The organism is Kocuria soli, from assembly GCF_003797835.1.
In the GTDB taxonomy this organism is placed as follows: Bacteria; Actinomycetota; Actinomycetes; order Actinomycetales; family Micrococcaceae; genus Kocuria; species Kocuria soli.
In genome coordinates this window covers 198,208-212,916 of the sequence record NZ_RKMF01000002.1, presented here as the reverse complement: position 1 = coordinate 212,916, position 14,709 = coordinate 198,208, and the positions used below count along the sequence as shown (strand labels likewise).

General features: G+C 68.2%; 13 protein-coding genes and 1 pseudogene. All 14 read right to left on the bottom strand.

What is annotated here, in order from left to right:
* Positions 1-16 precede the first annotated feature (16 nt).
* A complete protein-coding gene (gene gmk / locus EDL96_RS02540; RefSeq protein ID WP_123824148.1) occupies positions 17-628 on the bottom strand; it encodes a guanylate kinase in 612 nt (203 codons plus the stop codon).
* 129 nt (positions 629-757) lie between these two features.
* Positions 758-1,072 carry an integration host factor, actinobacterial type gene (mihF, locus tag EDL96_RS02535; protein ID WP_123824146.1) on the bottom strand — a complete coding sequence of 105 codons (315 nt, stop codon included), beginning with the start codon at positions 1,070-1,072 and terminating at the stop codon, positions 758-760.
* Between the two features lie 183 nt (positions 1,073-1,255).
* A complete protein-coding gene (pyrF, locus tag EDL96_RS02530; protein WP_123824144.1) occupies positions 1,256-2,188 on the bottom strand; it encodes an orotidine-5'-phosphate decarboxylase in 933 nt (310 codons plus the stop codon).
* Positions 2,181-5,492 (bottom strand): carbamoyl-phosphate synthase large subunit, encoded by a 3,312-nt coding sequence (gene carB / locus EDL96_RS02525; RefSeq protein WP_123824141.1) that lies wholly within the window; start codon positions 5,490-5,492, stop codon positions 2,181-2,183. Before carB ends, pyrF begins: the two co-directional genes overlap by 8 nt.
* Positions 5,492-6,724, bottom strand: a complete 1,233-nt coding sequence (carA, locus tag EDL96_RS02520) for a glutamine-hydrolyzing carbamoyl-phosphate synthase small subunit (RefSeq protein ID WP_123824139.1) — start codon at positions 6,722-6,724, stop codon at positions 5,492-5,494. The genes carB and carA overlap by 1 nt, the downstream gene beginning before the upstream one ends.
* Positions 6,721-7,362: a PH-like domain-containing protein gene (locus tag EDL96_RS02515; protein WP_123824136.1), complete on the bottom strand. Its 642-nt coding sequence runs from the start codon at positions 7,360-7,362 to the stop codon at positions 6,721-6,723. The genes carA and EDL96_RS02515 overlap by 4 nt, the downstream gene beginning before the upstream one ends.
* A gap of 15 nt (positions 7,363-7,377) precedes the next feature.
* Positions 7,378-8,733 (bottom strand): dihydroorotase, encoded by a 1,356-nt coding sequence (locus EDL96_RS02510; protein WP_123824133.1) that lies wholly within the window; start codon positions 8,731-8,733, stop codon positions 7,378-7,380.
* A gap of 41 nt (positions 8,734-8,774) precedes the next feature.
* On the bottom strand, positions 8,775-9,734 hold the full coding sequence (locus EDL96_RS02505; RefSeq protein WP_123824130.1) for an aspartate carbamoyltransferase catalytic subunit: 960 nt from the start codon (positions 9,732-9,734) through the stop codon (positions 8,775-8,777).
* Entirely contained in the window at positions 9,731-10,336 is a 606-nt protein-coding gene (gene pyrR, locus EDL96_RS02500) for a bifunctional pyr operon transcriptional regulator/uracil phosphoribosyltransferase PyrR (protein ID WP_123824304.1), read from the bottom strand. The genes EDL96_RS02505 and pyrR overlap by 4 nt, the downstream gene beginning before the upstream one ends.
* A 203-nt stretch (positions 10,337-10,539) precedes the next feature.
* A pseudogene (nusB, locus tag EDL96_RS02495) lies at positions 10,540-10,947 on the bottom strand (transcription antitermination factor NusB); the annotation flags it as partial.
* Positions 10,944-11,507: an elongation factor P gene (gene efp / locus EDL96_RS02490; RefSeq protein WP_123824124.1), complete on the bottom strand. Its 564-nt coding sequence runs from the start codon at positions 11,505-11,507 to the stop codon at positions 10,944-10,946. The gene efp and the pseudogene nusB, both read right to left, overlap by 4 nt.
* A 121-nt stretch (positions 11,508-11,628) precedes the next feature.
* Positions 11,629-12,714: a 3-dehydroquinate synthase gene (gene aroB / locus EDL96_RS02485; protein ID WP_123824121.1), complete on the bottom strand. Its 1,086-nt coding sequence runs from the start codon at positions 12,712-12,714 to the stop codon at positions 11,629-11,631.
* Entirely contained in the window at positions 12,714-13,424 is a 711-nt protein-coding gene (locus EDL96_RS02480; protein ID WP_123824118.1) for a shikimate kinase, read from the bottom strand. The genes aroB and EDL96_RS02480 overlap by 1 nt, the downstream gene beginning before the upstream one ends.
* Positions 13,421-14,668, bottom strand: a complete 1,248-nt coding sequence (gene aroC, locus EDL96_RS02475) for a chorismate synthase (RefSeq protein ID WP_123824115.1) — start codon at positions 14,666-14,668, stop codon at positions 13,421-13,423. Before aroC ends, EDL96_RS02480 begins: the two co-directional genes overlap by 4 nt.
* Positions 14,669-14,709 lie beyond the last annotated feature (41 nt).

Genomic DNA, 14,709 nt, shown 5'->3' with positions numbered 1-14,709 from the left:
TGTCTGTGTGCGGCCTTTACGCGGCGGGGCGAGGGTCCAGGCCCATGAGCTCTACCAACCTCGCCGCCGCGGTCTCAACCCGGTCATTGACCACGGTGTGATCGAATTCGGATTCGGCAGCGAGTTCTATCTTAGCGGTTTCCAGGCGAACGCGTTGTTCCTCGGGGGTCTCCGTCCCTCGACCGGTCAGTCGCGCCACGAGTTCTTCCCACGTGGGCGGGGCCAGGAACACGAACTGTGCCTCCGGCATGGAGTCCCTCACTTGCCGGGCACCCTGGAGGTCGATCTCGAGCAGAACCTTGCGTCCGGCGGCCACGGCTTCCAGCACCTTCTGGCGGGGCGTCCCGTAGCGGTAGGAGTTGTGCACGACGGCCCACTCGAGCATCTCCCCCTCCTCGATCATGCGATCGAAGGCGTCGTCGTCGACGAAGAAGTAGTGCACCCCCTCCTGCTCGCCCGGGCGCGGACGGCGCGTGGTCGCCGAAACCGACAGCCAGACGTCCGGGAAGTGGTCACGCACGAAGGTCGACACGGTGCCCTTGCCCACTGCGGTGGGTCCCGCGAGAACGGTGACGGACGGGGCTCCTCCGGCGGAGGCAGCGGCGGACGTGGTGGCCTCTGTGGGCACGGCAGCACCTTTCGACGAGCGGGTTTCCGCTCAGCGTACCCGCGAACGCACCATCGGGTGTCGCCCGCATCCGCGCGGGCGACACCCGATGGGTGAAGCGCACCCCGGCCGGTGGGGTGGGGGCTCCGTTCAGGCGTCCAGGTACTCGATGAGCGCCTTGCGCTGGTGTATACCCAGACCGCGGACTCGTCGGGTCTTTGCGATCCCGATCTCGTCCATGATGGCGGCCGAACGAACCTTCCCGATGCCGGGTGCGGCTTCCAGGAGGTCCGTGACCTTGAGGCGGCTCAGTGCCTCGTCGCTGCCGGCGCGGTCGAGGATCTGCGCCACGGTGATCTTCCGGTCCTTCAGTGCAGCCTTGACCTCGGCACGCACTGCGCGCGCCGCGGTGGCCTTCTCGCGCGCCGCTGCGCGCTCTTCATCGGTCAACAGACGCAGTGCCATGTTGTTCTTCTCCCTCTCTTCCGACGCGGATCGGTGGCCCACGGTTCGACCAGAACCGAAATGTGATCCGCTGTCACCAGCAATTTTATGCGAATTCGCATGAATTAGGGCTGTCCGAGACCTGCGATTTCGCGCAGAGAACACTGCCTGGCCTGCGAAGAAAGGGCGACCGGACCCTGGCTCTCAGCTCGAGACGGCACCCAGCACGGGACGAAGGTCGTCCGTGGCCGCTTGCGCAGCCTCGCGCAGAGCGCCGACCTCGGGCCCCGCCTGGAGGATCCCCCGGGAGGAGTTGACCACAACATTGCCCCTGACCTGGGAGAAAACCACCCCGAGGTCCCGGGCGGTGGCCCCCTGGGCGCCGTACCCCGGCGCCAGGAGGGGACCCGTGAATTTCCCCAGGTCCACCCCGACGGCCGCGGGTGAAGCGCCCACGGTGGCGCCGACGACGAGGCCGTGCGGATTCGTAACGATTTGGTCTCGGTCCGGGCGTGTCGACAAAGCCGCATGCGCATTGCGAGCCTCGACGGATTCGACCACCCGGGAGGCCACCGACCGGTCGCCGCCGACGTGCTGCACCTCGGCACCTTCCGGGTTGGAGGTCAGGGCCAGCACGAAGGTTCCGCGGCCCGTGGCCTCGGCGAGCTCGAATGCCGGTGCCAACGAACCCGTCCCGAGGTACGGGCTCAGCGTGACGGCGTCGGCGGCCAGTGGGGACTCGTCCGCCAACCAGGTGTGGGCGTAGGCCTCCATGGTCGAACCGATGTCACCGCGCTTGGCATCGGCGATCGTGAGCAGCCCAGCCTCCCGTGCGGCCTCGAGGGTCTGTTCCAGCACCGCGATCCCACCGGACCCGTACGCTTCGTACCAGGCGACCTGGGGCTTGATGGCAGCTACGCGGCCGGCGAACGCCTCGACGACCGTCATCGACAGTCTGAGCAGCCCCGCCGGCGTCCGGGGAAGGGACCATGCGTTCATGATCGCCGGATGGGCGTCGATGCCCACGCACAGGGGTCCCTGGTCCGCGATGGCCCGGGACAGGCGCTGCCCGAAACTCGCCCTGGACGGCGTCGTGGCTGCGGCTGCCTGTCCTTCCGCCCGGCTCGGCTCAGGCATCCGCGTTCACCTGGTCCTGGAGGCGCTGGGCGTGCTCCTGCAGGGAGGTCACGTCCCAGGAGAACGACCGCATGGCCGTGACGGCCTGCAGGGCGGCGCCGATTTCGGCCACCGTGGTCACGATCGGCACGCCCACGCTGGTCGCTGCCGCCCGGATCTCGTACCCGTCTCCGCGGGCGTCGCCGCCGCTGGAGGGGGTGTTGAACACCAGGGCGATCTCACCGGCCTCGATCAGGTCGATGATCGTCTGCTCCCCCGTACCCGCGTCGGAGATCTTGGAGACGACGGTCGAATCGATCCCGTTGCGCCGCAGAACCTCGGCGGTTCCGCCCGTGGACACGATTTCGAACCCGAGTTCTTTGAACATGCGGACGTACACCACGGAGGAGCGCTTGTCCTTGTTGGCCACGGACACGAAGATCCGCCCCTGGGTGGGCAGCGCTCCCCCGGCGCCGGACTGCGCCTTGGCGAAAGCGGTGTCGAAGTACTTGTCGATGCCCATGACCTCGCCGGTGGACCGCATCTCCGGGCCCAGCAGGGAATCGACCACGGCACCTTCGCGGGTCCGGAACCGCGCGAAGGGCAGGACGGCTTCCTTGACCGCGACGGACGCGGACTCGGGCAGCCGGGCGCCGTCGCCGTCGGGCAGCAGGTAGCCCTCCGAACGCAACTCACGCAGGGTCTTGCCGGTGCCGATCAGAGCCGCCGCCTTGGCCAACTGCACGCCCGTGGCCTTGGAGACGAACGGGACGGTGCGGGAGGCACGCGGGTTGGCCTCGATCACGTAGAGGACATCCGAGGCCAGCGCGAACTGGATGTTGATCAGTCCGCGGACGCCCACACCGGCGGCGAGGGCGCCCGTGGCCTCGCGGACCCGGTCCAGGACGTCGGGGCCCAGGGTGATCGGGGGCAGCGTGCACGCGGAGTCACCGGAGTGGATCCCCGCTTCCTCGATGTGCTCCATGATGCCGCCGACGTAGAGCTCGCGTCCGTCGTACAGCGCGTCCACGTCGATCTCGATGGCGTCCTCGAGGAACTTGTCGATCAGCGCCGGACGGGCCGGTGAGACCTCCGTGGCGTTCTCCAGGTAGGACCGCAGCTGGTCCTCCGTGTAGACGATCTCCATGCCACGGCCACCCAGCACGTAGGACGGGCGGACCAGGACCGGGTAGCCGATGTCCTCGGCGATGGCCTGCGCGGCCTCGAAGGTGTAGGCCGTGCCGTTGCGCGGCTGACGCAGACCGGCCTCCTGCAGCACCCGGGCGAACTCGCCACGGTCCTCGGCCAGGTCGATGGCCTCAGGCGTGGTGCCCAGGATCGGCACGCCGGCCGCCTTGAGCTGCGCGGCCAGTTTCAGCGGCGTCTGCCCGCCCAGCTGGACGTACACGCCCAGCAGCCCGCCCGTGGCACGCTCGACCTCCACGACCTCCATGACGTCCTCGAAGGTCAGCGGCTCGAAGTACAACCGGGTGGAGATGTCGTAGTCGGTGGACACGGTCTCCGGGTTGCAGTTGACCATCACCGTTTCGTGGCCCGCCTCGCGCAGCACCATGGACGCGTGCACACACGAGTAGTCGAACTCGATGCCCTGACCGATGCGGTTCGGTCCCGACCCCAGGATCATGACCGAAGGCTTGGCGTGCTGCGCGACCTCGTTCTCCTCGTCGTAGGAGGAGTAGTGGTACGGGGTGAAGGCCTCAAACTCGGCCGCGCAGGTGTCCACGGTCTTGAACACGGGACGCACGCCCAGGGCGTGGCGCACGCCGCGGACGACCTCCTCGGACGCGTGGGTGAGTTCGCCGATCTGCTGGTCGGAGAAGCCGTGGCGCTTGGCCAGGCGCAGCGTGGCCTCCGAGAGGTTGGGGTCCTCGCGGATGGCCTCCGCCACCTGGTTGAGCAGCTGGATCTGGTCCAGGAACCAGGGATCGATCTTGGTGACCTCGTGGACCCGCTCGACCGTCGCGCCGTTGAGCAGGGCCTGCTGGACGTCGTAGATCCGCTGCGTGGTCGCCACGGCCGTGGATTCCACCAGCCGTTCGATGCCGTTGGGGCCCAGGGCCACCTCGGGCTTGCGGAACGTGAAGGACGAGTCCTTCTGCTCGAGGGACCGCATCGCCTTCTGCAGCGCCTCCGTGAAGTTCCGCCCGATCGCCATGGCTTCGCCCACGGACTTCATGGTCGTGGTCAGGGTGGGATCGGCAGCGGGGAACTTCTCGAAGGCGAACCGGGGAACCTTGACGACGACGTAGTCGAGTGTCGGCTCGAAGGATGCCGGGGTCTTCTGCGTGATGTCGTTGGGGATCTCGTCGAGCGTGTACCCCAGGGACAGCTTGGTCGCGATCTTGGCGATCGGGAAGCCCGTGGCCTTGGAGGCCAGGGCGGAGGACCGGGACACACGCGGGTTCATCTCGATCACGACGACGCGCCCGGTTTCCGGGTCCACCGCGAACTGGATGTTGCAGCCGCCGGTGTCCACGCCGACCTCGCGGATCACGGCAATGGCGACGTCGCGCAGCTTCTGGTACTCGCGGTCGGTCAGAGTCAGGGCCGGCGCGACCGTGATGGAGTCCCCCGTGTGCACACCGACCGGGTCGAAGTTCTCGATCGAGCACACGACCACCACGTTGTCGTGTGCATCGCGCATCATCTCGAGCTCGTACTCCTTCCACCCCAGGATCGACTCCTCGAGGAGCACCTCCGTGGTCGGCGAGTACTGGAGCCCGGCACCGGCGATCCGGTGCAGGTCCTGTTCGTTGTAGGCCATGCCCGAACCGAGCCCACCCATGGTGAAGGAGGGCCGGACCACCATGGGGTAACCCAGTTTCTCGGCGGCCGCCAGGGCCTCGTCCATCGAGTGGACGATCTCCGAACGCGCGGACTCGGCACCGCAGCGTTCGACGACGCCCTTGAACGCCTCCCGGTCCTCACCGAGGTTGATGGCTTCGATGTTGGCGCCGATCAGCTCGACGTCGTATTTCTCCAGCACCCCGTTGGCGTCCAGGGCGATCGCGGTGTTGAGCGCGGTCTGCCCACCCAAGGTCGGCAGCACGGCGTCCGGGCGCTCCTTGGCGATGATCTTCTCGACCACTTCGGGCGTGATGGGTTCGACGTAGGTGGCGTCGGCGAACTCGGGGTCCGTCATGATGGTCGCCGGGTTGGAGTTGACCAGGATGACCCGCAGGCCCTCCTCCTTGAGCACCTGCAGGGCCTGGGTTCCGGAATAGTCGAATTCCGCGGCCTGTCCGATCACGATCGGACCCGAGCCGATCACGAGCACGCTGTTCAAATCGGTCCTGCGCGGCATCAGTTCGTGGCCTCCGTCTGGTTCTGGGTGTCCTGCTCGGTCCGGGTCTGCTCCGCGGGGCCGGCCTGTTCCGGGTTGCGCATGAGTTCGACGAATCGGTCGAAGAGGTACGCGGCGTCGTGCGGACCGGCCGCGGCCTCCGGGTGGTACTGCACGGAGAATGCCGGCAGGTCCATGCAGGCCAGCCCCTCCACGACCTGGTCGTTGAGGCCGATGTGCGAGACCTCGACCCGACCGAACTCCTCGGTGGGAGCCGTGACGGGCCCGTCGAGCGGTGCGTCGACGGCGAAGCCGTGGTTCTGCGCGGTGATTTCGACCCGACCGGTGCGCCGGTCCATGACGGGCTGGTTGATGCCGCGGTGTCCGAACGGCAACTTGTAGGTGCCGAAGCCCAGCGCCCGTCCGAGCATCTGGTTGCCGAAGCAGATGCCGAAGAACGGCGTGCGGGCGCGCAGGACCTCCCGCAGCACCTGGATCTGGTGTTCGGCGGTCTGCGGGTCACCGGGGCCGTTGGACATGAAGACCCCGTCCGGGGCGATCTCCCGGATCTGTTCCCACGTGGTGGTCGCGGGCACCACGTGCACCCGCAGCCCACGTTCGGCCAGGCGTTGCGGGGTCATCGCCTTGATTCCCAGATCGACGGCGACGACGTCGCACAGCGGCTCGCCGCTCCACCCGTGCTCCGCGGGTTCGACGACGTAGGGCTCCTCAGCGCTGACCAGTTCGGCCAGCTGGCGACCCGCCATCGACGGCTGCTCGGAGACCATCGCGACCAGTTCGGCGTCGGTCTTGCCCTCGAGTGCTTCCCCGGAGAAGATCCCGGAGCGCATGGCGCCCTTGTCCCGGAGGTGCCGCGTGGCCGCGCGGGTGTCGATGTCGCAGATGGAGACGATGCCCTGCTCTGCCAACAGCTGGTCCAGGGGCTTCTCGTTGCGCCAGTTGGAGGCGATCCGGGAGGAGTCACGCACCACGTAGCCCTCGACCCAGATGCGCCGCGACTCGTCGTCGGTCGTGTTGGTACCGGTGTTGCCGATGTGTGGTGCCGTCTGGATGACGATCTGGCCCGCGTAGGACGGGTCCGTGATGGTTTCCTGGTACCCGGTCATGCCCGTGCTGAACACGGCCTCACCCAGTGCCTGACCCGTGGCCCCCCAGGATCTACCGCGGAAGATCCGGCCGTCCTCGAGCACGAGCGCGGCGGGCGCGGCGGAAGCGGTTAGCGGCGAATTCACGGTGTCTCCTTCGTGTGGCCGGTGGGTTCGAGGTGGGTGGCACCCGGGTTCGTGGTCCCGGTGTTCTTGGTCTCGGGGTTCGTGGTCCCGGGGTTCGTGGAGTCAGAGCCGGTGGCGGTTTGCCCGTCCGCACTGCCGTCGCGCTGCGCCAGCAGGTGGTCGAAAGCGGCGATCAACGCGGCCTTGCCGTCGCGGGACTTCGTCCGCATTCCGGTGTCGACCTCCTGGTCGCGCAGGCGCCAGCCGAGCAGGACGATGCCGTCGCGTTCGACGAACTTGCCGACCATTCCGGAGGTCGTCCCGTGGCCCTGGACGGACTCGGCGGGGACCCACAGCGGCTCGGCGCCGTCCCGGTCGTAGAGCACACCGTCGTCGTAGACGAATGTGCGGGCGGAGGTCCGCAGCCCGAGGCCGTGGCCCATCACGCGATCGAAGTGGTTACCGCGAAGGCAGGTGGCCACGTACATGCCTTCGACCGCTGCAAGCGGCTCACGCTCGGACAGGTCCGCCGGTAAGGGCGGCAGGGCCCCGTCGGCCTCCTGGCGTCGGGTCCTGCGGAACCAGCTGCGGGCCATGAGGGTGAAGACCACGAGGACGAATGCCGCCGAGATGATTGCGGTGAAGATCTTGGGATCCATGCCGAACACCATGGGTCACCGACCCCCCGCCGCCGGGTGGGGACGCATGAGCGTGCCGCCGAGTACCACCGGGTGACCCGCGAAGAATGTGGCGCGCACGGCCCCGGGCAGCGTCAAACCGCGGTACGGGCTGTTCCGGCCCTTGCTCTCGTGGTTCTCCGGGTCCACCAAGGTCTCCGCCGCGGGGTCGAAGAGCACGATGTTGGCGGGTTCACCGACCTCGAGCGGTCGGCCCTGGCCCTCCAGTCGGCCGATTCGCGCCGGGGTCGCGGACATGATCCGCGCGACGTCACGCCAGGTGACGGCGCCGGTGTCCACCAGCGTGTGCTGGACCACCGAGAGCGCCGTTTCCAGGCCGGTCATGCCCATCGCCGCGCAGGTCCACTCGCACTCCTTGTCCTCCGTGGGGTGGGGAGCGTGGTCCGTGCCGACGACGTCGATGGTCCCGTCGGCCACTGCCGCCCGCAGGGCCTGGACGTCGTCGTCCGTGCGCAGGGGCGGGTTGACCTTGTAGACGGGATCGAAGGTCCGGACCAGCTCGTCCGTGAGCAGGAGGTGATGGGGAGTGGCCTCGGCCGTCACGTCGATGCCCCGTTCCTTCGCCCCGCGGACCAGTTCGACGGACCCCTTGGTGGACAGGTGGCAGATGTGCACGCGGGATCCCACGTGCTGGGCCAGCAGGACGTCGCGGGCGATGATCGATTCCTCGGCCACCGCGGGCCATCCCGTGAGGCCCAGGTCCGCGGAGACGGCCCCTTCGTTCATCTGGGCGCCCTCGGTAAGACGGGGCTCCTGGGAGTGCTGGGCGACCACGCCGTCGAAGGTCTTGACGTACTCCAGGGCGCGTCGCATGAGCAGCGGGTCGTGGACGCACTTGCCGTCGTCGGAGAACACCCGGACCTGCGCCCGGGACTCGGCCATGGCACCGATCTCGGAGAGTTGCTTGCCTTCCAGGCCCACCGTCACGGCACCCACGGGCTGCACCTGGGTCCAGCCGGAGTCGCGGCCCAGACCCCACACCTGTTCGACCACACCGGCGGTGTCGGCCACCGGATTCGAGTTGGCCATGGCGAAGACGGCCGTGTAGCCGCCCTTGGCTGCCGCTCGCGTGCCGGTCTCGACGGTCTCGGCGTCCTCACGGCCGGGCTCACGCAGGTGCGTGTGGATGTCCACCAGGCCCGGCAGGGCGATCTGGCCCGCGGCGTCCACGGTGGTGACCTCAGCGTCGGTGATCTCCGCGTCGATCGCGGCGATCACGCCGTCCACCACCAGGATGTCCACCCGCTTCTCGCCCAGCAGGTCGGCGCCCTTGATGAGCCAACGTCCTGTGTCCGGGTGCGAACCGGATGACTCGACGTTCTGAGTGTTCATGGTCGGTGAGAACCTTTCGTCTCGTGAGTCCTCGGGCGCGCTCATCGGGCACCGGTCAACAGGAGGTACAGGCAGGCCATGCGCACGGCCACGCCGTTGGAGACCTGCCGCAGCACCGTGGAACGGGGTGAGTCCGCCGCCGCCGAGGAGATCTCCAGGCCACGGTTCATGGGCCCGGGGTGCATGATCGCCGTCGTGGCTCCCGCGGCGTCGAGTGCGGCCAGGCGCTCCGGCGTCAGACCCCACAGCCGCGCGTATTCGGCTTCGGACGGGAAGAACGCGGCGTGCATCCGTTCGCGCTGCACCCGCAGCAGCATCACCGCGTCTGGATCCCGCGCCAACGCGGTGTCCAGGTCGAACACGACGTCCGCCGGCCAGTGTTCGACGCCCACCGGCATCAAGGTGGGCGGGGCCACGAAGGTCACCCGTGCGCCCAACGTGGTCAGCAGCCACATGTTGGAGCGGGCCACCCGCGAATGCAGGATGTCTCCCACGATGACCACGTGCATGCCGTCCAGGCCCGTGCCCGTGGTCTCCTCCCCTGCCAGTGCGGCGCGGTGTTGCCGCAGGGTCATGGCGTCCAGGAGCGCTTGGGTGGGGTGCTCGTGTTTGCCGTCCCCGGCATTGAGCACGGCGGCGTCGATCCATCCCGCGGTCGCGAGCCGCTGCGGGGCCCCGGAGGTGCCGTGGCGGATCACGACGGCGTCGGCGTCCATGGCCATGAGCGTCTGGGCCGTGTCCTTGAGGGACTCCCCCTTGGAGACGGAGGAGCCCTTGGCGGAGAAGTTGATGACGTCGGCCGACAGGCGCTTGGCCGCGGATTCGAAGGAGATGCGGGTGCGGGTCGAGTCCTCGAAGAACAGGTTGACCACCGTGCGGCCGCGCAGCGCCGGGAGCTTCTTGACGGACTGCTGGCCCACCTCTGCCATGCGGTCGGCGGTGTCCAGGATCTCGATGGCTTGGTCGCGGGTCAGGTCCCGGGTGCTCAGGAGATGCCTCACCCTTCGATCACCACCTCGTCGTAGCGCTCACGGTCCTGGGGCGTGGCCTCCGCGGCACCGCGCAGCCCGAGCTCAGCGGCCGCGGGGCTGTCGATCTCAGCGAGACGGACGCGGACCTTCTCCCGGGAGGAGGTCGGCAGGTTCTTGCCCACGAAGTCCGCGCGGATCGGCAGTTCCCGGTGCCCACGGTCCACCAGGACGGCCAGCCGGACGACGGCGGGCCGGCCGAGTTCCGTGAGCGCGTCGAGGGCCGAGCGGATCGTGCGGCCGGAGTAGAGCACGTCGTCGACCAGCACAACGGTGGCGTCATCCACGCCCCGGGCGGGCATGACCGTGGGCCACGGAACACGAGAAGGCCCGCGACGGAGGTCGTCGCGGTACATCGTCACGTCCATCTGCCCCAGGGACGTGGAGGGGTCGAAGTCGTCGATGGCCGCGAGTTTGTCGGCAAGCCGTTGGGCCAAGGGGAACCCGCGGCGCGGGATGCCGAGCAGGACCAGGTCCTGCGGGCCCTTGTTGGACTCGAGGATCTCGTGGGCCACACGGGTCAACGCGCGGTCGATGTCCGCGGCGGAGAGGATCCTCCGGGTCGTCCCGGAGATTTCACCGGGGTCCTGCGGATCAGTGTCCGCGGTGTTCTTTCGGCTCACAGGTGCTGCCTTCCTTCCCCGCCTCACAGGACGGATTTAAAGGGATGAGCGACTGCGAAAACCCTAGCACCGGGCTAGGCGCGGTCGGCCTCCGGGCTGGGTCCGGACTCTGCGTCCACCGCGGGTTCGGTGAGGTCACCGGCCGCGGCGTCGTCGACGAAGGTCGGCTTCACGGTCTGGAGCCGACCGAGGATGCCGTTCACGAACGACGGCGAGTCGTCGGTGGACAGGGATTTGGCCAGCCCGACCGCCTCGTCCACCGCAACGGTGTCCGGGACGTCGTCGTTGAACAGCAGTTCCCACGCGCCCAGGCGCAGGATGTTGCGGTCCACCGCCGGCATGCGGTCCAGGCTCCACCCGCGCGACCAGGTCTGGATCGCCTCGTCGATCTCCCCCTTGCGCAGCAGCACGCCGCGCACGAGTTCCTCCGTGTAGGCCCCGAAGAGCTGTTGGGAGTTCTCGCGCCGTCGCTCCAGGACGGTCAGGGGCTCTTCGCCGCGCTGTTCGGCCTCGAAGAGGATTTCGACGGCGCGGGTGCGGGCCTTGGTGCGTGCGCCGCTCATTCGGTGACGCGGCCCAGGTAGTCACCCGTGCGGGTGTCGACCTTGACGCGGGTGTTGTTCTCGATGAACAGCGGGACCTGGATCTGGTAACCGGTTTCCAGGGTCGCGGGCTTGGTGCCGCCCGTGGAGCGGTCGCCCTGCAGCCCCGGCTCGGTGTAGGTGATCTCCAGGATCACCGACGGCGGGAGCTCGATGTACAGCGGGGACCCGTCGTGCAGCGCGATCACGGCGTTGGTGTTCTCGAGCATGAAGTTCTCGGCGTCGCCGACGACGGCTGCGGGGATGGTCAGCTGGTCGTAGGTCGAGTTGTCCATGAACACGAAGTCGTCGCCGTCCTTGTACAGGTACTGGTACTCGGAACGATCGACAGTGGCGGTGTCCACCTTGGCGCCGGCGTTGAAGGTCTTGTCCACGACCTTGCCGGAGGTGACGTTGCGCAGCTTGGTGCGCACGAAGGCACCACCCTTGCCGGGCTTGACGTGCTGGAACTCGATGACGCTCCACAGGTTGCCGTCGAGGTTCAGGACGGTGCCGTTCTTGATGTCGTTGGTGGTTGCCACGGTGCTCTCTTCGTGTTCGCTCGAAAATGTGCTCGGGGTGTGCTCGGAATGTCTCGCCCGGACGTGCTCGCCCGGAAATGGGCCGCGGGCCATCCTACCAAGCACACGGGCAGACGCGGTGCTAGTGCGCGATCTCCTGGTAGACGGCGTACAGCACGGACTGGTCGGGGACCTCCATGACCCGCGGACGCCCGACGTCGTCGAGCACCACGAATCGCAGCAGTCCGCCACGGGTTTTCTTGTCCCGCTTCATGACCTCCTGCAGCTTGGGCCACTGGTCGAAGCGATACTGGGTCGGCAGGCCGAGCAGGTCCAGGATCCGGCGGTGACGCTGCACCACCTGGTCCGGCAGTGTTCCAGCCGTGCGGGCCAGTTCCGCGGCGAAGACCATGCCGATCGCCACCGCCGCGCCGTGCCGCCACTGGTACCGCTCGTTGTTCTCGATCGCGTGCCCCAGGGTGTGCCCGTAGTTCAGGAACTCCCGACGCCCCGATTCCCGGAGGTCCTCCGAAACCACCTCGGCCTTGACCCTGATGCTGCGTTCCACCAGTTCCCGAAGGACGGGAGAGGTGGGGTCCTGCGCGGCCTCCGGATCTTGTTCGATCAGGTCCAGGATGACGGGGTCTGCGATGAAACCGCACTTGACGGTCTCCGCCATGCCGGTGCGCAATTCGTTGATCGGAAGCGTGGTCAGGGCGTCGAGGTCGCACACGACGGCCGCCGGGGGGTGGAAGGCACCCACCAGGTTCTTGCCCTCGGCCGTGTTGATCCCGGTCTTGCCACCGACGGCGGCATCCACCATCCCCAGGAACGTGGTGGGGACGTGGACCACCTTGACACCGCGCAGCCAGGTGGCCGCGACGAAACCGGCCAGGTCCGTGACCGCACCGCCGCCCACGGAGACGATCGCGTCCGTTCGCGTGAAGTCGGCCTGTCCCAGGGCCTGCCAGCAGAACCCCGCGACCTCCAGTCGCTTGCCCTCCTCGGCGTCCGGGATCACGGCCTGGTAGACCTGGAAACCGTCCGCCTGCAGCTGCTCGACGACGACCTGGCCGTTGGCCTCCAACGCCTGGGGGTGGATCACCAGGACCTTCTTGACCCGGGGGCCGAGTGCGTCAGCCAGGTGGCCCATGAGCCCGTTGCCGACCAGGACCTGGTAGTTCTCCTCGGGGCGTGCGCCGGTGACCGGGATGGTGGTGGTGCTCATCACTCGTTCTCCAAGTCGGGAGTCGTGTTCGCGACGTGCGGGGTGGGGCTGCTCGCAGCCTCCGCGCGGAGCCGCTGGATGTCGTTGTGCAGGTCCTGGGCGATGTCCGCCACCTGTCGTTGGCCGGTGCCGTCGACCACGATGTCGGCAAGTCCCTCGTAGCGGTCCCGGCGGGACTCGAGCAGCTCGTTCCAACGTCGCTCGGGATCGGGTTGCAGCATGGGGCGGGTGCGGTTGCCTCGGATCCGGGGCAGGACGGTCGCGGCGTCCACCTTGAGGTAGGCCACGAGTTCGTCCTTGAGCATGTAGTTCACCCGGTCCGTCATGGGCGCTCCGCCACCGACGGAGAAGATCGCGTTCGCGTGCTCGGGGTCGCCCAGGACCTCGGCGATCACGTCCGCCTCCAGGTCACGGAAGTACTTCTCCCCGTGTTCGGAGAAGATCTCCGCGATGACTCCGTACCGGTGGACGATGACCTGGTCGGCGTCGACGAAGTCGTACCCGAAGAACTTGGACATGTGCAGTGCCAGGAAGGACTTTCCGGCTGCCATGGGACCGATCAGGACAACGGGGCGATGCAGGGCCTCGACCTCCGGCGATCCGATGGGCCCCAGATCCCCTTCGCGTCCGAGGCTGCGCGCACCGATGGCGCCGACGCTCGAGTGGGCCAAGGAGTTCGCGAAGTCCCTGGGCGAGAACCCCTCGCTCATGCGTTGCGCTCTTCGGCCATGTCTTCGAGCCCCTCCAGGGTGCCCGGCTCCGCAGAGGACCCGAGAGATTCCGGAAGCGCCGCCAGGTAGGTGTCCCGGTTGCGTACGGTTTCGACGATGTTGTCCCCGCCGAACTTCTCCATGACGGCGTCCGCCAGGACCAAGGCGACCATGGCCTCGGCCACCACACCGGCGGCGGGCACGGCGCACACGTCGGAACGCTGGTGGTGGGCGCGAGAGGCCTCTCGCGTGGCGATGTCCACGGTTCGCAGCGCCTTGGGCACGGTGGCGATGGGCTTCATGGCCGCACGTACTCGCAGGGCGTCGCCGATCGACATGCCGCCTTCGATCCCGCCCGCGCGGTTGGACACGCGGTGGACCAGGCCGTCGTCGCCGATCATGATCTCGTCGTGGGCAGCCGACCCGGGGCGCGCCGCGGTCAGGAAGCCGTCCCCGACCTCGACGCCCTTGATCGCCTGGATTCCCATCAGGGCACCGGCCAGGCGCGCATCCAGTCGGCGGTCCCAGTGGACGTACGAACCCAGACCGGGCGGCAGTCCGTAGGCGAGGACCTCGACCACCCCGCCCAGGGTCTCTCCGTCCTTGTGGGCAGCATCCACTGCGGCGACCATGGCTTGCGAGGTCGCGGCGTCGAAGCAGCGCAGCGGGTCGGCGTCCAGAGCGGCCACATCGCCCGCGGTCGGACGATCCGCATCCACCGGTGATTCCACACCACCGACGGCGGTCGTGTGGGACACCAGGCTCACGCCCAGGGCTTCCAGAATCTTGGCGGCAACCACGCCGAGGGCGACCCGAGTGGCGGTCTCCCGTGCCGAGGCGCGTTCGAGCACCGGACGCGCCTCGCTGTGCCCGTACTTCTGCATGCCCGTGAAGTCGGCATGGCCGGGCCGCGGACGGGTCAACGCGGCGTTGCGGGCCTTGCCCTCGATCTCCGAAGGGTCCACGGGGTCGGCGTTCATGACACGCTCCCACTTGGGCCATTCGGTGTTGGCGATCTCGATGGCCACCGGGCCGCCCTGGGTCAGACCGTGGCGGACGCCCCCGAGGATGCGGACTTCGTCCTGTTCGAACTTCATCCGCGCACCGCGGCCGTAGCCCAGACGACGGCGGGCCAGTGCGGCCCGGATGTCGCTCGAAGTCAGTTCCACGCCGGCCGGAACGCCTTCGATGATGCCGACGAGGGCTTCACCGTGGGACTCTCCGGCGGTCAGCCAACGGAGCATGTGGATCTTCTCCTTACAGGATCGAAAACAACACAAGTTCG

What these genes read in the sequence shown, in the direction of transcription:
- mihF (WP_123824146.1), bottom strand. Translation starts at nt 1,072, where the DNA reads ATGGCACTGCGTCTGTTGACCGATGAAGAGCGCGCAGCGGCGCGCGAG.
- pyrF (WP_123824144.1), bottom strand. Translation starts at nt 2,188, where the DNA reads ATGCCTGAGCCGAGCCGGGCGGAAGGACAGGCAGCCGCAGCCACGACG.
- carB (WP_123824141.1), bottom strand. Translation starts at nt 5,492, where the DNA reads ATGCCGCGCAGGACCGATTTGAACAGCGTGCTCGTGATCGGCTCGGGT.
- EDL96_RS02515 (WP_123824136.1), bottom strand. Translation starts at nt 7,362, where the DNA reads ATGGATCCCAAGATCTTCACCGCAATCATCTCGGCGGCATTCGTCCTC.
- EDL96_RS02510 (WP_123824133.1), bottom strand. Translation starts at nt 8,733, where the DNA reads ATGAACACTCAGAACGTCGAGTCATCCGGTTCGCACCCGGACACAGGA.
- aroB (WP_123824121.1), bottom strand. Translation starts at nt 12,714, where the DNA reads ATGAGCACCACCACCATCCCGGTCACCGGCGCACGCCCCGAGGAGAAC.
- EDL96_RS02480 (WP_123824118.1), bottom strand. Translation starts at nt 13,424, where the DNA reads ATGAGCGAGGGGTTCTCGCCCAGGGACTTCGCGAACTCCTTGGCCCAC.
- aroC (WP_123824115.1), bottom strand. Translation starts at nt 14,668, where the DNA reads ATGCTCCGTTGGCTGACCGCCGGAGAGTCCCACGGTGAAGCCCTCGTC.